Origin of the sequence: Fictibacillus sp. NPDC058756 (assembly GCF_042746035.1) — a bacterium.
In the GTDB taxonomy this organism is placed as follows: Bacteria; Bacillota; Bacilli; order Bacillales; family Fictibacillaceae; genus Fictibacillus.
The window spans coordinates 2,818,267-2,838,234 of the sequence record NZ_JBHYPU010000001.1 but is presented as its reverse complement, the minus strand read 5'-3'; the positions used below and the strand labels follow the sequence as shown (position 1 = coordinate 2,838,234).

Here is a 19,968-nt window from a genome sequence, read left to right as displayed (position 1 = left end):
TTACAGAAAGAGATAGGAGAGAGTTTCGTTGGTAAGTATTAAAGACATTGCGAAAAAAGCAGGTGTTTCCATATCCACGGTCTCCTATGCCTTAAACGGAAGTCCGAAAGTAACGAAGGAAACATCTGAAAGAATACAAGCAATCGCGAAAGAATTAAAATACATTCCAAGTGCAGCTGCACGTTCTTTGAAAAAAAGAGAGACAAAGATTATCGGGATCTACCTGACGAATTACAGCGGTGCTTTTTACGGCGAGCTGCTTCAAGGAATGATGGAGACTCTCAGTAAAAATGGCTATGAACTGATTGTTTGCAGCGGAAAAGAATCGCACCGATTCTTGCCGGAGCGTATGATTGATGGTGCCATTATTCTAGATGCGACATATGAGACGGAGGAATTGCTAAGCCATGCTGAGCGAGGCCACAAGCTTGTGGTGATGGACCGAAGAATGGACCATCCGAACATTTCTCAGGTTCTGCTCGATAACAAAGCGGGTGCCACTCTTGCCATCGATTATTTAGCTGAAAAAGGTCATCGTAAAATCTATGTATTGAAGGGACCTGAAATTTCCTTCGATGCCCGTCAAAGACTAGAGGCCGTTCAAAAAGCTGTACAGCGCTATTCTCAGGTTGAGTATATCGAGCTTGATGGAGATTTTAACAAGCAATCTGGTGAGGCTGCCGGAAAGAAGATTCACCAGGAATTTTCAGAACCGGTTGGCGTATTTTGTCTGAACGATGAGATGGCGATCGGTATGTACAACTATTTTAGCCGAACGAACTTGCGTGTAGGGGAAGACGTGCATATCATCGGGTTTGATAATATTGAAGTGTCTCAATATATCCAGCCAAGACTAGCAACGATTAACTATTCCAAACACAAATGGGGATCGCTGGCATCAGAACTTCTGATTAACCTGATACAAAAGAAAAAGCCAGAGCACGAACGGATCAATGTAAGCCTTATTGAAGGAGATTCGGTAAGGAACCGATAATAGGATAAGAATAAAAACAGCTTGAGCGTGCTGCTCAAGCTGTTTTTTTGTCGGAAAATCTATTACGGCTTAGAAATGAGAATTACGGCTTATAAAAATTATTTACCGCTTATAAACAAAAAATACAGCCTACAAACCAAAATTACAGCTTACAAATTTAAATTACGGTCTAGAAATTAGAAATCCTTAAAAAACTTGAGCATCCGCTCAAGCTATTTGAATCTAATGAGAACCTCTATACCTCTTAGCACTACTAGGCTCTTCCGGTTCCGGCTCTATTTTCCTTCTTCTTTTAAGCAGGGTATAACTGTAACAAAAAGCAACGGAACAGGCGATGCTGTAACCGAATATGGCAAAAAGGTTGGATTCTGCGAAGTCCATCCAATAAAAGAGTGTGAATCGATAAATAATGATGAATAATGCCGTTAATAGAATATATAAAATTAGGCGGATTCTAAGTCTAATCCAGAACTTCGTTGCGAGTCCTTCCACGATAAAAGCAGTCGGCAATGTGCAAAAAAGGAAGAAAGGCAGCGTTGTGATTATCCCGAAAAACAGGCTGAATAACACCCCTTGCCACTCTACTTCTAACAAATTTCCACCGCCTGGAAGGGCGAAAAACACGAGAGCTCCTAAAAGAACAGATATAACTGATGCAATGATAAATCTCATGACTATCTCCTTACTATAAGTTCAAGTTTCTCTTTCTTATTGTTTTCATCTTTGTATTCAAACAAACCTAGCTGATTACCCCAAGGATCCGAAAATGTTGCCCATTTCACTGGAACCTCTTCACGTTCATGAATGTCAAATTCCTCAATTTTTAAAATATCCATCAAACGTTTTCTCTCAGCCACAAGATCAACAACACCCAAACGAATCGGACCGCTGCCTTCAGTTGGAATACCCTCAGCGACTTGAAGCCAGCAGTTCGGAATCAGTTCCCATTCAGCAAATCCTTCATGCGGAGTAAAATCTGGCTGTCTGTTAAGCAGTGTTTCATAAAACCGCTGGCCTTCTATTATATCAGAAACACGAACTTGTACCGTCATTTCGTAGATCATAAGAAACCTCCCATTATTTGAGTCCTTTATTTTTTATGTATTGCTTAACAAGCAAGACTAAATTTTCTTTTTCGAGAACAGGAATGTTTTCATTTAATCTAGCTGCTGCTACTGGGAGTATCCATTTCTTAAGAGAATCCATAGGGAAATCAAAGGACCTTTTATAGCTTCTTATGTATTGGCCAGCTAATAGATTTCTTACATACAATACCGCTTTGCTCTTAAAAGGTTTCATTTCTGGAGGTAATCCACCGTATCGCAAAATAACTAATGTCCGGGCTAAATCAGCCAATCTGTTTCCTTGGGTTGCATCTGCCCAATCAATAATTATGGGACCGCGTTCATCATAAAGTATATTATCGGGATGAAAATCTCCGTGACATAAAGAATTTCCCGATGGAAGTTTCGAGAGCATTTCAGTTATGAAGCGTTTTTCTTCAGAAGTAAGTTCATTTGCTAAATTTATTTTTTGCTTCAATATGTCTTTTTGCTGAGGAAATTCAGAGATTTCATTATCATGCATCAATACTTGTAATTTTACCATCTGATTTATTAGGTTAAATGTAGTCCAAGGTTGTTTCGATATTTTCTTTGTAAGTGGAAACCCGTTTATTTTTTCGTATAAAAGAGCGGTTGTTCCATTAAGTTTTACTTTTTTAAATATTGCTGGTACCTGAAGCCCGCACTCCATCACTGCTTTGCTTTTTACATATTCATTTTCAATTGAAGAGTCTGAAACATGTTCAAAGAACTGTTTGGCAACTGTATTTTCATTAAAAACAATAATTTGAGCAGTGCTTCCTTCACCAATTATTTGTTCTATTGTCATCAGAGAACCACAACCCCATTTACAAATTACTACATGGATAATTTTAACACAAATAGAAAAGCTAACCCATTTTAGGAGTTAGCTTTTTGCAGAGGTTTTTTATTTACCATCATATCCAAAAGAACTTTATCTGTCGTGCTTGAAGTTTCGTTCCCGAGGCGGCAAAAGTTTTCGATCGTTTGTTCAACGTCTTCTTCAATGAAACCGTTTGTAGAAGGAATACATAGACCTTGTGAGGCGAGAATGGCTGATTGCACTGCAGCACTTGAACAGGTTGCGACCTTCATTGCACATCCTGCTTTTGCACCGTCACACACCATTCCGCTAACATTCCCTAATGTGTTCTGAATAGCAGCTTTAATTTTGTTCAAGTCGTCACTTAATAGATAAGTGATCGCAGCAGATGCGCTGGCACCAGCAACGGTAACCCCGCATAGTGCTGATAAACGGCCGAACTTCGACTTCATATATATGGAAAGCAGGTGGCTTAAGGTTACAGCTCTTAGCATTTTTTCATTAGTTGCTCCCATTTTTTCGGCTGCGGCTACAACCGGCATCGTAACGGCGATTCCTTGATTTCCACTTCCGGAGTTCGCCATGACAGGCATGGTCGACCCAGCCATCCGGGCATCTGAGCCAGCCGCAGATAGTGCCATACTGTAGGTTGCTATGTCATCAGAAAGGAGTCCCGATTTCGTTTGATCGTAAAGTGTTTTTCCGACTTTTAATCCATAATCATTAGATAAGCCTTCTTCACAAATCGCCCGGTTAAGATCAACACTTTTCTTAACAAGTTCTAACCGATTTATCGGCACTTTAGCGATAAAAGAATAAAGGTCATTTACCGAGAGCTCAGGGAACTTTTCTTGTTTTTGAACAGGAGATTTCTTTGTATCAGATTGATCCAGTAAAACTTCATCGTTGTATGCAATGAAGCTTACATTTGTATGGTCACCAGAAATAATAACTTTTACTTTTTCAGAATGAGACTCGAGATTCACTTCTATATATAATTTTTCAGGTGTATCAGCGGTTGAAACAATTACTTTACCGTCACGTACTAGCTCGATCGCAGCTAACTCATCTGATTCGCTAACACCTTCTAACACTTGGAGCTTTTTAGAGGCGTTACCTGCCATGACACCGAGTGCTGCTGTAAAATCAATTCCTGTATAACTCATACCGGGAATTCCTACAGACAAGGCATTTTTAATGACGTTTCCGCTGGCTGAAACGGAAATCGATACTACTTTTTCTTTAATGTGTTCTTTTGCAATAGCTGCCGCCAATGCAATCGCTACAGGTTCCGTGCATCCTAAAGCAATAATTAATTCTCTTTCAAGCAGGTTAAAGATCCTCTCCATTTACATTCAGCTCCATCCCGATGTTTTCTCTACTTCCTACAATAATGGGTGAAGGGAGGAAAAGGGAAGAGGGAAATTTAGAGAATAAAGCAAATTTTCGTGAATTAGATTTTATCTGTAAAATGATTCAGGACTATTTGAGTGAGTTTTCACTGATCAGGAAATGAGTGTATATACCTTTTATCCTAATATAAATAATTCTTCTACCATTCTGTGGCTAAAAGGACATGAGATCTGTAAGTTTTATTGTTTCTATTTTTTCTCGTTTTTTTTAATAGTTGAAGATGGGAGGAAAGGTTCTTTTTTGTAAAAATGTACTAAAAAGCTATGCATCACCTTAAATTGGAATTATTATAAATAAAGTAATATCTAACACCTTAGTAAGGAGCTTTAAAATGGATTTAAAGATAACGAAATACCAGTTTATGCTCGAAAAGAAAATAAATGATCAAATCAATAATTGGAGAGAAACCCAACAGATCATTACAAATCAGCAATTGTATCAATTTTTGCATACCATAATCGGCACAGCTGGAACCATATCCATGCATGAAATAGCTAAAGTAACGTCTGGCTTAATTAACAAACTTAGTAAAGAAGAACAAAAAAATTGGAAAACAGAAGATGTTCTTCATTACTTAGAACCCCTTGTAGTTCTTTTAAAGGATAAAAAACAGGATCTCGTGTTGGATGTGCCTCCACTTCAAACGCCTCTTACAGAAACTGAAGATAAGCCACTTGTTTTAATGATCGACGAGGATATTCCCTACTTAATTCAGATAAAAGATATTTTAGAAGGCAGCGGTTATTCAGTACTTGTATCTCCTGCGATAGATAAATCTATGGCTATCTTTTATGATGTTCACCCAGATTGCGTGGTGCTCGGTTGTTCTTTAGGTGATACAGAAGGTGCATCTTTTCTTAAACATGTAAGAGATACACTTGCTCATCAGCTTATTCCTGTTGTTGTCTTAAGTGAGAGGAATGAAAAAGCAAAACGGATGAGAGCATTTAAACTTGGGGCAGATGACTTTATGGAAAAGTCTATAGAATCAGATGAGCTTTTAGTGAGATTGCAACGACAGCTTACAAGAAGGACTTTTTTGAAAGAATTGCTATTGAAAGATGAGCTTACCAAAGTTTATAATCGCAAATTTTTAACGGATGTTTATGGGAGAATGCTGACAGAACATGAAAGGAATAAAGAGACATTTTCTCTTGCTATTTTAGATCTAGATCATTTTAAAAGAATTAATGATACTTACGGTCATTCAGCAGGTGATTATGTGTTGACCGAGTTTTCATCGTTTATTCGTTCCTTCCTCCGAAAGCAGGATGTAATCATCCGGTATGGCGGTGAGGAATTTATCATTCTTATGCCGTATACGAAAGTATCTGGTGCGCTTTTAACGATAAACAGGTTGTTAGACCAGCTTAAAAAGCATGTGTTTTCATTTGACAAACATTCCTTTTCTATAACGTTCTCTGCTGGAGTCTACGATATCGAGAGTCCATTAACACTTTCTGAAGCAGTTAGTACGGCTGATAATGCGCTGTATGCGGCAAAAGAAAAAGGGAGAAATCGAGTAGAATCTGCTCAAGTGCATGCTGAAAGAAAGCGAAAACTTAAAGTGGCAGTTATAGATGATTCAGAAATCATCAGAAGTATGCTGGAAAGCTTCTTTAAAGAAATAGACGTTGAAAAATATGAAATTGAAGTCCAAACCTATCAAGATGGGTTCCTGTTTTTTAATGACGATTGGCATAAAACAAAGGATGAATACTTAATTATTTTAGATGGCGTTCTTCCTAAAATGGACGGTGTCGAGATTCTGCAAAAATTACGTCAATATCCAAACACTAGTCAATATACGATATTGATGCTTACGGCGCGAAAGGCGGAACAAGATATTGTAAGAGCGTTGAACATGGGTGCTGATGATTATTTAACAAAACCATTCAGTATCCGTGAATTGGAAGCACGTACAAAAGTCTTGATTCAAAGGGTGAAATAATGCTTAAAGATGAAATCCTATTTGTAGCTTGGCTGGCCGCTTTTTTATCAGGTGTCTTAATCAGTATGTTTTTATACTTGGTAGTCAAAAAAGTGATAGAAATCAATCAGGAAAAACGGATTCAGCAATATATGGATAACATTCAAACCGCGATATATAACTATTTGTACAAGAAGAAAGATTCAAGACTATTAATACCTGATTCAAAAATTAAATTTAATGCGATTGAACGATTATTGACCCATTATGCAACGGTAATTGATGGGGAAGGGAAAAAACAAATAGCAAGACTAGCTGACCATTTGTTCCGGGACAGATACCATAAGTTGCTGAGTCAGAATAAATGGAGCACGAGAATGAACGTACTCTATAAAATTGACAGTTTTAAAATGAGGGCTTTATCAGATGTTATTAAAAGAATGTTGAAAGATGATCGAATCACAAAAGAAGAAAAACTGATAATTTTTCGATGCCTGGCCAATACAAATGGTTCTGAGATGTCTCTATGGTTTGAAAAAGTTCCCGTTCGGTTTTCAATATTAGAATACAGAAGCATTTTAAACAGGCTGGATGAAATCAGGTTCAGTGAGGTCGTAGAAGCTTACACAAGATATCCGGAAAATCTTAAGCTAGCTGTAATAGATATGATTGGCATTCAAAAAAAATTAGACTTTGTTTCTTTTTTGGAGGATCAGTTAGATCATAAAGACTTTGAGATTCGTATTCGTTCGATGAAAGCCATTGGAGAAATTGGCTTTCTGTCAGATTCATCTGTTGTCGAACATTTTGCTTTTTCAAAGCGCTGGGAAGAACGTTTGATGGCAACAAAAATAATCGGGAAAACCCGTGTTCCAAACGGGCTGGACTTGTTGGGTAATTTGATAAAAGATCCTTCCTGGTTGGTGCGTTCTCAAGCGGCAAAAGCGTTTTTGAGCTACACCGAAGGACTTGAACGTTTGTATGACATCCGTTTTACGAGTGACGATCCTTTTGCGAGAGATATGGCTTCAGAATGGATTGGGAGAGGACTTGAAGATGATTTCAGTTATTAGTCATGTATGGCTTGATATTGTACGTGTTTTTGGATGGTTTATTTTGTTTTATATGTCTGGCGTTGTCCTCTTTTACGGATTATTATTTGTGCTTGCCGCGCTTCAGCTAAAGAGAGAAGAAAAGGTTGATTCATTTGAGCGATATGAGGATTATATGGATGCTAGCTATACAAAACCTGTTTCCATTATTGTCCCTGCTTATAACGAGGAATTGGGAATAAAGGAAAGCATACGTTCACTCTTAAGCATCAACTATCCGCAGTATGAAGTGATTGTTGTAAATGATGGATCTAGTGATCAAACTGTTGAAACGGTCATTGAGTATTTTAAAATGAAAAAAATAAAAAAAGCAATTCAGATGCGAATTGATACCCAGCCCATTAAAGGGATTTACCATTCAACGATACACCCAAATCTATGGCTCGTGGATAAGATAAATGGTGGAAAAGCAGATGCCTTGAACGCAGGTCTGAACGTATCCAGCTTTCCTTATATTTGCTCACTGGACGGGGATTCGGTATTGGAACGTGATGCATTTCTCAAAGTTATGAAACCGATCATAGATTCTGATGAAACTGTCATTGCATCAGGAGGGAGTATTCGAATCGCTAATGGCTGTAAGATTCATGAGGGACAGGTAGAGAAAATCGGATTATCTGAAAATCCAGTTGTGATCATGCAAGTGGTTGAATATATGCGTGCCTTTTTAATGGGACGAATCGGTCTTAGCCGATACAACTGGCTTTTAATTATCTCTGGTGCTTTTGGAGTGTTCTCAAAAAGCTGGGTCATTGAAGCTGGGGGATATAAACGGGACACAGTTGGAGAAGATATGGAGCTTGTCGTCCGTTTGCAGCGGCTTATTAAGGATAAGAAGGAAGATAAAAAGGTAGTCTATGTGCCTGATCCCGTATGCTGGACAGAAGCTCCCGAGGACCTGAAGTATCTTCATCGACAGCGGAACCGTTGGCATAGAGGGCTGTTTGACTCTCTTTGGATCCACAAAAAAATGCTATTCAACCCGAAGTACGGAACTATTGGAATGGTTTCACTTCCCTATTTTTGGTTTATTGAGCTCTTAGGACCTGTTGTAGAGCTGTCTGGCTATTTGTTTGTGCTGCTCTCCTTCTTTTTAGGCGGTATCTATTTTGAAATGGCTTTGCTATTTTTCTTGTTATCAGTATTAGTAGGCTCTTTAGCCTCTATGGGAGCCGTTATCCTAGAAGAGTGGAGTTTACGAAAGTACCCTAAAGTCTCTGACATTATGAAACTCTTTATTTATTCACTAACTGAAACACTTTGGTATCGTCCTTTGACTGTAGTATGGCGATGTCAAGGACTGATCCAAGCGATAAATGGGAACAAAACATGGGGTGAAATGAAACGAAAAGGGATTTCCGGAGGGGTTTCAAAATGAACAATCATCTTAAGAAAAATAAAACATTTCTCTCCCTAATCATCATCATACTCCTTGCAGGTATCTCTTCTCCATTTTGGGTGTGGAGAACCCTTCCAAAAAAGATAGTTAGTATCACCATCATTGACAAAACGGTGGATGATGAAAATTATAGGGAACATACAGGACTTGTGTGGGCGTTGAACCATTTAAAAGTTCAAAAACAACATGCTGTTCGTTACGAAGATGCAGCAGACTTTTACAAGGAAATACCTGATTTCCAAAAAGAAAATCTTCCAAAGATTATCTATCTAGCAGATACTTACGGAGTTGAAACAGTCAAGGAGAATAATAGGGTAGTAGTAGAAGGCGGCATTGCAACGGAAGAAGTTAATCGTTTAAGGAATGCTGTCTTAACAGGAAAAACAAATCTCATTGCAGAGTTCAATACCTTTGCTAGTCCAACAGAAAGAGAAGCACGAGAAGAGCTTTCAAACCTCCTCCACCTGAAGTGGTCAGGTTGGATCGGAAGATATTTTTCAGATCTAAACAGCAAAGAAGTTCCGGTTTGGGTAAAAAGAAACTACAAAGAACAATATGGCGATTGGAAACATCAAGGGGCAGGCATGCTGTTTGTACATGAAAATGGTGAAATGATTATTATAGAAGAAAAAGATATGAGAGAAAAAGGCGCGATGTTCCGTTTTACCAAACAAGGAGAAACAGTGTATCACTTAAAAGCTTCAGTTCCATATCCATATTGGTTCGATATTATAAAGCCTTTAAATAAGCAGGAAGTAATGGCTAATTATGAGTTGAAATTAACTCAATCGGGCAAAGAGAAATTAATGAAACAAGATATTCCTTTTACGTTTCCGGCTATCATTCATCATCAAAACGAGACATACCATTCTCTATACTTTGCAGGTGATTATGCTGATCAGAGTGAACTCCCAGGTATCTATCAAACCTGGGGATTTAGCTGGATTAGACAGCATGTTGTTCTAGATGATGGAAACGGGAATACGTTTTATTGGAAAGTGTACCTTCCGCTAATGAAAACCCTTCTTACCCGTTTCAGCTAACTTCTCAACAAATTGAGGTAAAGAAACGATATAACAATAGATAAATAGAATACATTGAGGGAGTATATCCATGGGAAGAATTCTGTTAGTTGAAGATGAAGAAATCTTGAGAATGCTCATTCTAGATACGTTAGAGGATGAAGGATATACGATTGAAGAAGCGTGTGACGGCCAGGAAGCCTTTGGAATGCTTTTAGAAAACGATTATGATCTTGTAATTTTAGATTACATGATGCCGCGCATGACAGGATTGGAAGTTGTTAAGAAGACCAGAACGGAACTAAATAAAAATATTAAAATGATGATACTATCAGCTAAAAATCAGCAAGCAGACCGCGAGCGCATTAAAGAAGCGGGGGCCGATTACTTCATGTCAAAGCCTTTCAGCCCACAGCAGCTCCTTGAAACGATAGGAGAGATCTTAGGTGAATAAATATTTTAGGCGAAGTCTTGGCAGGCAGGTAATCGCTATTAATTTGGTCTTTGTATTTTTGCTGCTTGCAGGAATGGTTTCACTCAGGCTTTATCATGTGGACTTAACGAATTCACTTGATCAAGAGATATCGGCAAAGCAGGAGAAATTAAATTTTGTTGCAAATTTTAAAGAGAACCTAAACTCCATTATGTTCGATTCAAGGGGATATTTTGCGTTTGGATCAGAATCATTTATTGACCAATTGGAAAAGAAGCAGGAACAGATTAACGCCGACTTAGTCATTTTTGATAAGAGATACAACCGTGAAAAAGATCAAGAAATCCTTGTAGAAATCAAACAATTTACAGACAGCTATTTTAATAATCTGCTTCCAAAAGCCTTTGAATACAGAAGAGCAGGACAAATCGATGAATTGATTAAAATGTCACAAGAAGATGGCGGGACTCAAAAAGTTAATGAGGTATTGATGACATTAGAGGATTTTGAGAAAGAGATCCAGGGAGACATTGATTATACATATAGCGTTAAAGATAAGAAAACAAGTATAAGCCAATTGATTTATTTTTCATTTTTAATCTTAATGGTACTTGCCTTCTTAGGTTTAATCAGAATGATGATTAAGAGGTTTGGCAGTCCGCTGCATGAAATAGCTAACGTTTCTGTACGAATTACAAATGGTGAGTTCGTAAACAAAATACCTTATACGGAACGATTAGATGAAATTGGAATATTAGCTCAGACGTTTGAAAAAATGATAAAAGGTATTCAGGATAATGAACAAGAATTGATTGCCCAAAATGAAGAACTTGCAGCTCAGCAGGATGAGCTGAACGAACAGCAAGAAAAACTGCGTGAGGCACTCTCAACAACAGAACAAAACGAAAAAATGCTGATGCGTATGAATTCATTTATCCATTCCATATCAAACACGCTTGATAAAAGCCAACTGTTAAAGAGCATAGTAAATAATATCGTTGAAATCACTTATTCTAGTAAAGGTTTGATTTGGTTAATTGATAGTAATGAAATATCTTCTGTCGGAGTGTCAGCAAGTGAACAAAGGCAATTTATTAATCATTTCCCAGATTCGGGTATGTTAGAAAGAATAAAAGAAAGTACTTTATCATATCAGGTAATGAGAGATAGCAAGACTTCTGAAAAAGGATATATTGAACAGGAATTTAAATCGGGTGATCTGTATATCCCAATCTTCTCAGGAAAACGGGAAATTTTGGCCGTCATGGTACTTACACGCATCGGTTCTTCCTATTCGTGTGATGAGGTTACAGAATATCAAGGTCTTGGTCGCCAAGCAGCTCTTTCGCTTGAAAAGCTTAAACTGTATGAAGATAGTGAGAAGCAGCGGATTACCATGCATAATGTGATGAACAGCATTCATGAGGGAATTCAGCTTATTGATAACGATGGAAACATCATTTCTGCAAACCAAAAATTTTGTGAATTTATGGATTGTGATACACCAGAACTGTTAATTGATATGTGTTATGAGGAGTGGACCAACCGGATAAAAGGAAGAGTTCATACTGCCCATGAATTGCTCGCTTTTATACAAAATGCTGTTCACGAAAAGAACAAGATTGGCATTTCCTATGTTTTTGAATTAGAGGATGAACCCAAGAAAGTGATTCAAATTTATTCTGAGAGCCTGGTTCAAAATGATATGAAGATTGGAACGGTAATCGTATACCGTGACATTACAAAAGAATTTGAAGTGGATCAGATGAAGTCTGAATTTGTAACGACGGTAAGCCATGAACTGCGTACACCGTTGTCGAGTGTACTTGGGTTTACAGAATTGATGCTCACACGTGAACTCAAGCCGGAAAGACAAAAGAAGTATTTAACAACGATTCATCAAGAAGCTTTCAGGCTGACATCCCTCATTAATGATTTCTTGGATGTACAGAAAATGGAGAGCGGTAATCAGGAGTTCGATAAAAAGTACCATTCGATTCTCCCAATCATTGAAGATGTAATCGATGTACAGAAAATTAATAGTCATAAACATGCGTTTGAAGTAGAGCTGAAGACGGAAAATCTCTCTGTTTTTGGTGATAAGGATAAGCTTTCTCAAGTGTTTGTGAATCTGATGTCAAACGCTGTAAAGTATTCTCCTGAAGGTGGCAAGGTCCAAGTAATTCTTAAAAGCAATGAAAATCATTTAATCATTCATGTGAAAGATGAAGGACTTGGAATACCAAAAGCAGCTCTTCAAAATCTATTTACTAAGTTTTATAGAGTGGATAATTCAGACCGCAGAAAAATTGGCGGAACGGGTCTTGGATTAGCCATCGTAAAGGAAATTGTAAAGGCTCATAATGGGCATATTTCGGTGGATTCTATTCTTGGAGAAGGCAGTACATTTACAATTAAGTTTCCATTGATCGAAGATGTTTACGTGAATGCATCTGCTGCTGAGGCAAAAGGTAAAAAAGCTGATATCCTAATAATTGAAGATGATAGGCATTTGGCAGCTCTCTTAACAGATGAACTAATGGAGAACGGGTTTCAAATAGCTCAGTTTAATTTAGGAGAACAAGCAGTTAAGGTCGTTGAAGAGATACAGCCTAAAGCAATCGTACTCGATATTCTATTAGAAGGGGAAATGGACGGCTGGCAAGTCCTTCAGAATCTCAAAGAGAATCCTGCCACGGCCGATATTCCCATCTTAATATCTTCGGCACTTGATGATAAACAGCGGGGAATGAACCTTGGGGCATCAGGGTACCTAACGAAACCTTATCAGCCAAGTCACTTGACTTCTTCCATTCTGCAGATTCTCTTTAATAAAGAGAGTAACGGTCATATTTTAGTCCCCGAAAACTATGAATAGTGAGTGTGAAAAATATGAAGAACTCGTTAACAAATAAACGGTTAACGGGTTTTCTTTTACGAAAAAAATGGATATTTATGTTAAAGTTTATTTTATAAGGAGAGTGCTTATGGAATTCTTTATTCTTATTATATTATTAGTTTTAATGTTTAATATGGCTAAATTCAGGAAACAAAATCAAACATTATTGAACAAAATGAAAAAGTAATTTCTCTATTAAAAGAAATTAAAAACAAGTAATTTGTGGAGGCTAAATCTCATGGATAATCAAGTCGTTGTCTTCATATTAACGATGATCGGCAGCATTCTTGTATTTTTTTCCCTATGTGCTTTTGTAGACGGTGAGGATAGAGAATTTGCATATGTTTTTTTCTTTATGGTCCAATTCTCTTTTACAACAGCCATGCTTTTCAAAATGTACGATAAGATTAAAAAACTAGAAGAGAAGCAGGTTGAAAAGAAAAGAAAAACGATCTAAGTCCAGAGCAAAAGGAGCTTCCAGCTTGAAATTTATTGAATTTTGATTTGGAAACAGATGGTTGGTAAGGACAGAAACAGAATTAAACAATGGTACGGAATTCGAAGAAAAAGGAATCGTATTGCCCATCAAACTGCAATCACTTTATTTGAGGATATGGATTGGGAAAACTGTTGTGATCTTTGACTCCAAAGAAGGATATAAAAGATCAATAAAGAACCGCAGTGATTTCAAACTATTAGTTGGAATTAGAAGTCTCTGAGTAATCAACAACATACATATTAAAAAACTGATAATTCCCATCTCCATTAATCTTCAAGACCAGATTTTCCCCTAAAGGTTTTAAGAGCTTGTTTTCTTTAAATTGAAGTGATAACTCGCTTGGAAATTCATCAAATGATACCGTAAATGAACCAAGTTGATGTTGTTTTTTATCTTTATTAAAAGCCGTACTTAATGTGAAGGAAAGCTGTTGTGGAAGTTGGTTTTTTGTAGATTTACGCTTAAGTTTAAGCTGATTCATCATATTTTTTGTAATGAGGAACTCTGCTTCCCAATAGTCATTTTCACCTTTAAATAAAACAGTGCCATCATTTATTGAGCGTTGTGTCTTTATTGTAGTTTCTGCCTTTTTTATCTGTGAATCTTGTCCCTTTAAAAAGGTTGATGCGAGAGCGAATCCAAATAATAAAATAACGGCTATAAGGAGTTTCTTTTTCAATTTAGATGCCTCCTGTATTCGGATTGAATATTAAAAGGTATTCTTTACTGGAGATAAAATTCCTTGAGCTTATGATTTAGAATGGGAGTAGTGTTCACAATGACAACAAGTATTATAGTGAGGCGGTTTGACGATGCTGATTTACAGACAATTAACCAGTACACACTACTTGACGAGCAAGCGATCTATACATCCGTTCCTTCTCTTATTGTAGAGACTTTTCAAAGTGATAAATGTAATCAGCCGTTTGTGATTTGTTCTGAAGGTCAAGTAGTGGGGTGGTTTGCTCTGTACACAGACCGGTCAGGAAATATCTACACGGATAATGAGAAAGCCATCCTTTTAAAATCTTTATCGATTGATGTTCGTCATCAAAAGAAAGGCTACGCACTTGAAGCTTTGCGTATACTGCCAGCTCTCGTGAAAGAACAATACAAAGACAAAGACGAAATCATCTTAACGGTTCATGATACAAATATGTCTGCGATCCACTTATACAAAAAAGCAGGTTTTACTTACGAAAATGAGGATTACGATGGAGAGTATGGAATTGAAATGATTTTTCATCACAGGTTATGAAAAAAAGTGACGGGATCCATTCTCGTCACTTTTCGCGTGCTATTTCATACTTCTTCTATATAAATCCATAGATTTGTAGCCTTCCCCTAAGATGTCTTCCATCTCAAGCAAACGTTTTTCTTGTGTTTCTTTCCGTTTAGCAGAATACACGTAACGAGCCCAGTCCTTTTGATAGCCAAACGTTAAAGCATTATAGGTACTTAATAATTCTGCGTTCTTCTCTAAATATCTTTTAATATCATCTACATGAACGATATAGTCATCTACACATTGACTCTTCTTAGAACTGGAGGCAGACTTCTTTTTCTCAGATCTCAAACCGACAACGGTAAACACGTCATTTAAACTGACCATCCTCGAAAACTTCAGATTGCTGTCCGCTACATAACCGTCCTCACCAACCTTTATGTATGGGAAGATCTGATCACGTTCGATATACTCATTATATTGGGGATTGTTCTTTTTAGGATAAGCAAAAAAGAAGTATCCTTTGTCGCTGAGCAGCTGGTTCTCGATTACGTTGTTAAGCTCATTTGAAAACTCTTCTAGATTAAATACAAAGGCAAAGATGAGGTCATATTTTTCTTTCGTAATTGAACCATCAAATTTTATTTCATTAAAATCATTTATATCTTCAGGCAGGTTAAGAATCAGCTTGCTCTCATATTTTCTTAGATTTAATTTATCAACGATTGTTTTTGTAGAGTTCATGGATAGGCCTCCAAAATAGTATTGATATAGCATTTAATTCAGCAGCAAATCTCTTATATCCTTCACATCTGAAACAATGGCATAAGGAGAATGACTCGTTGATGGAACAGCACCTCGTGAATTGATCCAGATCGCATCCATTCCTGCATCCACTGCTCCTGCTACATCATGTATCCAAGAGTCCCCGATGAAAATTGTATCCTCTGGGTTTACTTCAAAATATGTAAGGGGTGCATGATAGAATTCACGGTCTGGTTTCCTTAATCCTAATTCTTCTGCACTAAAAATAGTTTTGTCAGGAAACACGTTCGACAATCCCATTTTATAAACTTTTTGGCGAGGATCATAAAGCGCATTTGTTACAATACCCAGTTTATAATGATTCCTCAATTCCTTTAGAAGCAGAATAAGTGATGGATCTTGGGTTATACATGCTAAGCCTTTTTGTAAAAACTGTTTTTCTATTTCAGTGAGGGCGTCATCATCTGGTGTCATATCAAATTGAGAATATGCATATATCCACCGTGCTCTTCGAAATTCCTCGGGCGTGAATTCCCGACTCTTAAGCTTTTCGATCAAGTGGGATGGAACACGCAGCTTTTTCTCAAGGAATAGAGCTGCGTCTAAGCTTTTAGTTAAAGGATGTTCTTTGATTGTCTGAATCAAGCCTTCTTTAAACCAGTCTGAATTTAAAAGGGTATCATCTAAATCAAACAAAAGCAGTTTATACTTCTTCATTATGCACCAACTTCTAACGTTTTTTCCGCATATACCAAACTTTTATAAACTGTATTTCCTTGCATTAACTCATCGTGAGTTCCTTGCTCAATGATTGATCCGCTGTCCATCACGTAGATGATATCTGCGTTTTTTACAGTAGAAAGTCTATGTGCGATTACGATCGTGGTTTTTCCTTCTCTAACAAGGTCGAAATTGCATTGAACTTGTCTTTCAGTTTCAAGGTCTAGCGCTGACGTGGCTTCATCTAAAATTAAAACTTCTGGATTCGCGATGATTGCGCGTGCAAGAGCCAAACGTTGCCGCTGACCGCCGGAGAGGGTGATGCCCCTTTCTCCGATCTCTGTATCATAGCCTTCAGACAGGCACTCAATGTACTCATGGATTTGAGCTATTTCACAAGCTTCAATCATTTTCTTATGAGAAATCTCTCTCCCTAACAACAGGTTATTCTTTACGGTGTCAGGAAACAAATACGGTTCTTGTGTAACAAAGCCGGTTCGCTTCGTCCAGTCAGCGTATACCAAGTCATGAAGGGAATGGCTGTTTACTAAAATTTTTCCATCTGTTGGTTGGAAGAAGCGCATAAGAAGCTGAGCAATTGTTGATTTTCCGCCTCCGCTCGTTCCGACAAAAGCAACCTTCTTTCCGGCAGGTATCGTAAACGTAAGATCATGAAGCACGTTGTTATCAGATTCCTCGTTGTATGAAAACGAAACGCCATCAAACTGAATAGACTTGATTCTCTCGTTAAACGGTATAGAGCCTTCTTTTTCGGTCGGCGACTCAATCACGGAACGGAGTCTATCAACGTTCGCATAAATGTTAGACAGGTCCATCGAAAAGGCAAACAAACGATGCAGGGCATCCATCAGCTGGCCGGTAAATTGATAGACGATGATGAACATACCGATTGTGAGATTTCCTTGGATGACGCTATATCCGCCGTACCCTATCACGATCAGTGAGGCTCCCCATTTTAAAGGTTCACTCGCGAGAAGCTGTTTGTTGTTGATCTTAGCTTGTTTCATAACCGCATCGAAATACCGTTTGAAATGGCGGTTATAGATCGAAGTTTCCCAATCGGTCCGGTTATACGCCATGACCTCACGCGTAGAAGAGATACCTTCTTCGATATGGATAAGCAGATCCGTTTTCCGGTCTTGAGCTTCTTTTCCCGCTTTTCGGATCAAAGGTGAGAAATGTCTTCCCATCACGATATATAGGGCACTAAATACCAAAATAGATGCTAAAAGAACAGGGGAAGAGATGCAGATAATGACCGAAAGTACAGCGATTGTGACAAAAAGCTGTATAAGTCTCGGGATGTAGCCTCCAATCATGCCGGCAACTTGTGAAACATCATTTGATAAATAATGAACATACTTCGTCACACGTTCATTATGAAAAGTCTTAACCGGAATACGCTGCATATAGTTCATAAAGTCTTGAGTCAAAACAGCAATGATTCTTGCTTGAATTCGGTGAAACGTGTGAGGTGCGAGTGTGAAGAGAAGAGCATACGCTATGAAAGCACCAGCGAACATTAGTAAGATCGGAACGAGTTTATCGTATTCTCCGTTTATAAAAACATCATCGATGATGTACTTTTGCAAGCCAAAGGTCGCGATAATTGACATCGATTCTAAACATAATAAAATTACTGAAAACAGAAAGAACCACTTAATCTTTCTAATATAATGAAGAAGCCATTTTATATTGTCCATCTAACCCCTCCAATTAAACGATTTCTTTTTCAGCAATAGGAAGCTGTGCGGCATCCTCACCTGAAGACAAGTGATAAAAGATTCCTTTTCGTGCCATCAATTCTTCATACGTTCCTTTTTCAGCAGCCTGACCTTGATTGACAACAATAATCTGATCGCAATCTTGTATCGTTGAAAGACGGTGAGCTACAGTAAGGGTGGTTTTTCCATTTAAAAGGGTATCCAATGCACGCTGAACTTCCACTTCGCTCACGTTGTCTAAAGCAGACGTGGCTTCATCGAGCAGGATGATCTTCGGGTCTTTCAAAAACATACGCGCGAGAGAAATCCGCTGCTTTTGTCCACCCGATAGCTTGATACCTCGTTCACCGATCAAAGTGTCATATCCATTCTCGAGTTTCAGTATAAAATCGTGCGCATACGCCGCTTTGGCAGCTTCTTCAATTTGGTCATCTGTTGCATCAGGATTACCAAATCGAATATTTTCCTTTACACTTGAACCGAATAGATACGTTTCCTGAAATACATAGCCGATAGAATCACGGATTTGAGAAATCTTCAAATCTTTTAAAGAAAAACCGTCTAGTAAAATATCACCTTTAGTAGCATCATAAAATCTGCCTAACAGTTTTAAAAGGGTAGACTTTCCGTTTCCGCTCGTGCCGACAAAAGCGATCCTCTCACCTGGCTTAACCATTAAGTTGAAGCCTTTTATGATATCTTCAGAAGCAGGATAGCGGAAGTGAACATTCTTAAACTCTATTTTTCCTTTTATATCAGAAAGCAGGACGGGCTGCTCCGGATCCGTAATCTCAGGTTTGATATTCATCAATTGATAGATTTTATCGACTTGATACATGAGTACCCGCTGTTCCGTCATAGAAGTAATGACCGCTGTCAACCGGTGCATAGCGGTAAAATAATAAAGCAGAAAAGCTGAAAATTCACCGACTGTAAGATTGTTTGAGCGAACTAAGATAGAACCATAGATTAAGATTGCGATAGCGCCTGCATAATAGGAAAGCCGCCGTACGGTTCCGCGGATATAAGCATAGAGATAGGCTTTTATCATGCTCTGGTTATAAGTATGTACTTTATCGTTCAGGCGTCCGTACTCCCACTTTTCAGAAGAGTATGCACGCACTTCGAGCAATGAGCTGATGGTTTCATAGATTTTCTTGTTTAATGCAATACGGTTCGTACTTAACTCCTTGCTAAGAAGAGAAGCTTTTCGTTCAAAACGAGGACCGGCTACATAATAAAAAAGAAATGCAGGAATGATGATCAATGCCAATTTGACATTCATCGTAAACAGAATAAAAATAGCTAAAATTGAAAAGATGGCTTCTTGAATCATAAAAGGAATGAATTGTCGATAAAGATTTTGAACAGCCGTTACTTCTGTGTTCATTAAGGAAAGGGTTTCTCCGATCGGAGTCTTTTCGAAATAAGAAAACCCTAATTTTCTAAGATGCTGGAAAATACTGAAGTGTATATCTCTCGATGCTTTTTCTTGTACGATGCGCTGAAGATTGTTTCGGACTGTGCTGAGGTAGATCATGATAGCGAGCAATCCTACAGTCCCGCCCAGAAGTTTGAAGAACATTTGTGTGTTCTTTTCTGGTACGATGACATCAATAAAATATTGAATGAACTTCGGGATTAACAGTTCGATTCCCGTGATTAAAATACTGCTCACAATCATGAGAGTGAAGAGCCATTTATAAGGCTTTAAAAACGATAGTGTCCAAAGATAGACCTTAAATAAATGAGAGGCTTTGAGCGTTTCCATAAATCAGCTCCTAACATATTTTGTTATTTTTAAATTGAGCGGAAGTTTTATTTTACAACATGTTTGATAACGTTTCCATAACTATTTTCTGATTTAGAAATGTTATAATCGATATCATATTTATAGTGAATTT

Annotated in this window: 19 protein-coding genes; 10 read left to right on the top strand and 9 right to left on the bottom strand. The window is 37.9% G+C overall.

Going from position 1 to position 19,968, the window contains the following annotated elements; genetic code table 11:
* Positions 1-28 precede the first annotated feature (28 nt).
* On the top strand, positions 29-994 hold the full coding sequence (locus tag ACFW35_RS14570) for a LacI family DNA-binding transcriptional regulator (protein ID WP_379846712.1): 966 nt from the start codon (positions 29-31) through the stop codon (positions 992-994).
* 222 nt (positions 995-1,216) lie between these two features.
* On the opposite strand, the gene ACFW35_RS14565 is transcribed toward ACFW35_RS14570, so the two are convergent.
* From ACFW35_RS14565 to ACFW35_RS14550, 4 genes are all read right to left on the bottom strand, one after another.
* The gene (locus ACFW35_RS14565; RefSeq protein ID WP_379832939.1) at positions 1,217-1,666 is read right to left on the bottom strand and encodes a hypothetical protein; all 450 of its coding nucleotides are present in this window, start codon (positions 1,664-1,666) and stop codon (positions 1,217-1,219) included.
* A 2-nt stretch (positions 1,667-1,668) separates the two neighbouring features.
* Positions 1,669-2,058, bottom strand: coding sequence for a VOC family protein (locus ACFW35_RS14560; RefSeq protein ID WP_379846710.1), 390 nt, complete (start codon positions 2,056-2,058; stop codon positions 1,669-1,671).
* A 13-nt stretch (positions 2,059-2,071) separates the two neighbouring features.
* Positions 2,072-2,887: an aminoglycoside phosphotransferase family protein gene (locus tag ACFW35_RS14555; RefSeq protein ID WP_379846708.1), complete on the bottom strand. Its 816-nt coding sequence runs from the start codon at positions 2,885-2,887 to the stop codon at positions 2,072-2,074.
* Between the two features lie 71 nt (positions 2,888-2,958).
* Positions 2,959-4,251, bottom strand: a complete 1,293-nt coding sequence (locus ACFW35_RS14550) for a serine dehydratase subunit alpha family protein (RefSeq protein ID WP_379846706.1) — start codon at positions 4,249-4,251, stop codon at positions 2,959-2,961.
* A gap of 395 nt (positions 4,252-4,646) precedes the next feature.
* Here ACFW35_RS14550 and ACFW35_RS14545 point away from each other — a divergent pair, with 395 nt between their 5' ends.
* From ACFW35_RS14545 to ACFW35_RS14510, 8 genes are all read left to right on the top strand, one after another.
* The gene (locus tag ACFW35_RS14545; RefSeq protein WP_379846704.1) at positions 4,647-6,266 is read left to right on the top strand and encodes a GGDEF domain-containing response regulator; all 1,620 of its coding nucleotides are present in this window, start codon (positions 4,647-4,649) and stop codon (positions 6,264-6,266) included.
* The gene (locus ACFW35_RS14540; protein WP_379846702.1) at positions 6,266-7,318 is read left to right on the top strand and encodes a HEAT repeat domain-containing protein; all 1,053 of its coding nucleotides are present in this window, start codon (positions 6,266-6,268) and stop codon (positions 7,316-7,318) included. Before ACFW35_RS14545 ends, ACFW35_RS14540 begins: the two co-directional genes overlap by 1 nt.
* Entirely contained in the window at positions 7,302-8,735 is a 1,434-nt protein-coding gene (locus ACFW35_RS14535) for a glycosyltransferase family 2 protein (RefSeq protein WP_379846700.1), read from the top strand. Before ACFW35_RS14540 ends, ACFW35_RS14535 begins: the two co-directional genes overlap by 17 nt.
* Positions 8,732-9,799, top strand: a complete 1,068-nt coding sequence (locus tag ACFW35_RS14530) for a hypothetical protein (RefSeq protein ID WP_379846698.1) — start codon at positions 8,732-8,734, stop codon at positions 9,797-9,799. The genes ACFW35_RS14535 and ACFW35_RS14530 overlap by 4 nt, the downstream gene beginning before the upstream one ends.
* Positions 9,800-9,869: 70 nt before the next feature.
* Positions 9,870-10,232: a response regulator transcription factor gene (locus ACFW35_RS14525; protein ID WP_379846696.1), complete on the top strand. Its 363-nt coding sequence runs from the start codon at positions 9,870-9,872 to the stop codon at positions 10,230-10,232.
* Complete coding sequence (locus ACFW35_RS14520) at positions 10,225-13,089, top strand: ATP-binding protein (RefSeq protein WP_379846694.1); 2,865 nt, start codon at positions 10,225-10,227, stop codon at positions 13,087-13,089. The genes ACFW35_RS14525 and ACFW35_RS14520 overlap by 8 nt, the downstream gene beginning before the upstream one ends.
* A gap of 259 nt (positions 13,090-13,348) precedes the next feature.
* Complete coding sequence (locus ACFW35_RS14515) at positions 13,349-13,567, top strand: hypothetical protein (RefSeq protein ID WP_379846692.1); 219 nt, start codon at positions 13,349-13,351, stop codon at positions 13,565-13,567.
* 61 nt (positions 13,568-13,628) lie between these two features.
* Positions 13,629-13,829, top strand: coding sequence for a DUF3977 family protein (locus tag ACFW35_RS14510; RefSeq protein ID WP_379846690.1), 201 nt, complete (start codon positions 13,629-13,631; stop codon positions 13,827-13,829).
* On the opposite strand, the gene ACFW35_RS14505 is transcribed toward ACFW35_RS14510, so the two are convergent.
* Complete coding sequence (locus ACFW35_RS14505) at positions 13,806-14,288, bottom strand: hypothetical protein (protein WP_379846688.1); 483 nt, start codon at positions 14,286-14,288, stop codon at positions 13,806-13,808. The genes ACFW35_RS14510 and ACFW35_RS14505 overlap by 24 nt on opposite strands.
* Positions 14,289-14,387: 99 nt before the next feature.
* On the opposite strand from ACFW35_RS14505, the gene ACFW35_RS14500 reads away from it, so the two are divergent.
* The gene (locus tag ACFW35_RS14500) at positions 14,388-14,867 is read left to right on the top strand and encodes a GNAT family N-acetyltransferase (RefSeq protein ID WP_379846686.1); all 480 of its coding nucleotides are present in this window, start codon (positions 14,388-14,390) and stop codon (positions 14,865-14,867) included.
* A gap of 39 nt (positions 14,868-14,906) precedes the next feature.
* Here the strand turns inward: ACFW35_RS14500 and ACFW35_RS14495 are convergent, their stop codons facing one another.
* The 4 genes from ACFW35_RS14495 to ACFW35_RS14480 are packed head-to-tail and all read right to left on the bottom strand — an operon-like array spanning position 14,907 to position 19,835.
* Complete coding sequence (locus tag ACFW35_RS14495; protein ID WP_379846684.1) at positions 14,907-15,578, bottom strand: YdeI/OmpD-associated family protein; 672 nt, start codon at positions 15,576-15,578, stop codon at positions 14,907-14,909.
* A 33-nt stretch (positions 15,579-15,611) separates the two neighbouring features.
* A complete protein-coding gene (locus ACFW35_RS14490; protein ID WP_379846682.1) occupies positions 15,612-16,316 on the bottom strand; it encodes an HAD family hydrolase in 705 nt (234 codons plus the stop codon).
* Positions 16,316-18,043, bottom strand: a complete 1,728-nt coding sequence (locus tag ACFW35_RS14485) for an ABC transporter ATP-binding protein (RefSeq protein WP_379846680.1) — start codon at positions 18,041-18,043, stop codon at positions 16,316-16,318. Before ACFW35_RS14485 ends, ACFW35_RS14490 begins: the two co-directional genes overlap by 1 nt.
* Positions 18,044-18,056: 13 nt before the next feature.
* The gene (locus ACFW35_RS14480) at positions 18,057-19,835 is read right to left on the bottom strand and encodes an ABC transporter ATP-binding protein (protein WP_379846679.1); all 1,779 of its coding nucleotides are present in this window, start codon (positions 19,833-19,835) and stop codon (positions 18,057-18,059) included.
* Positions 19,836-19,968: the final 133 nt, after the last annotated feature.

Coding starts and splice junctions, on each gene's coding strand:
- ACFW35_RS14565 (WP_379832939.1), bottom strand. CDS start 1,666: ATGAGATTTATCATTGCATCAGTTATATCTGTTCTTTTAGGAGCTCTC.
- ACFW35_RS14490 (WP_379846682.1), bottom strand. CDS start 16,316: ATGAAGAAGTATAAACTGCTTTTGTTTGATTTAGATGATACCCTTTTA.
- ACFW35_RS14530 (WP_379846698.1), top strand. CDS start 8,732: ATGAACAATCATCTTAAGAAAAATAAAACATTTCTCTCCCTAATCATC.
- ACFW35_RS14495 (WP_379846684.1), bottom strand. CDS start 15,578: ATGAACTCTACAAAAACAATCGTTGATAAATTAAATCTAAGAAAATAT.
- ACFW35_RS14525 (WP_379846696.1), top strand. CDS start 9,870: ATGGGAAGAATTCTGTTAGTTGAAGATGAAGAAATCTTGAGAATGCTC.
- ACFW35_RS14545 (WP_379846704.1), top strand. CDS start 4,647: ATGGATTTAAAGATAACGAAATACCAGTTTATGCTCGAAAAGAAAATA.
- ACFW35_RS14540 (WP_379846702.1), top strand. CDS start 6,266: ATGCTTAAAGATGAAATCCTATTTGTAGCTTGGCTGGCCGCTTTTTTA.
- ACFW35_RS14515 (WP_379846692.1), top strand. CDS start 13,349: ATGGATAATCAAGTCGTTGTCTTCATATTAACGATGATCGGCAGCATT.
- ACFW35_RS14535 (WP_379846700.1), top strand. CDS start 7,302: ATGATTTCAGTTATTAGTCATGTATGGCTTGATATTGTACGTGTTTTT.
- ACFW35_RS14480 (WP_379846679.1), bottom strand. CDS start 19,835: ATGGAAACGCTCAAAGCCTCTCATTTATTTAAGGTCTATCTTTGGACA.
- ACFW35_RS14555 (WP_379846708.1), bottom strand. CDS start 2,887: ATGACAATAGAACAAATAATTGGTGAAGGAAGCACTGCTCAAATTATT.
- ACFW35_RS14550 (WP_379846706.1), bottom strand. CDS start 4,251: ATGGAGAGGATCTTTAACCTGCTTGAAAGAGAATTAATTATTGCTTTA.
- ACFW35_RS14500 (WP_379846686.1), top strand. CDS start 14,388: ATGACAACAAGTATTATAGTGAGGCGGTTTGACGATGCTGATTTACAG.
- ACFW35_RS14560 (WP_379846710.1), bottom strand. CDS start 2,058: ATGATCTACGAAATGACGGTACAAGTTCGTGTTTCTGATATAATAGAA.
- ACFW35_RS14485 (WP_379846680.1), bottom strand. CDS start 18,043: ATGGACAATATAAAATGGCTTCTTCATTATATTAGAAAGATTAAGTGG.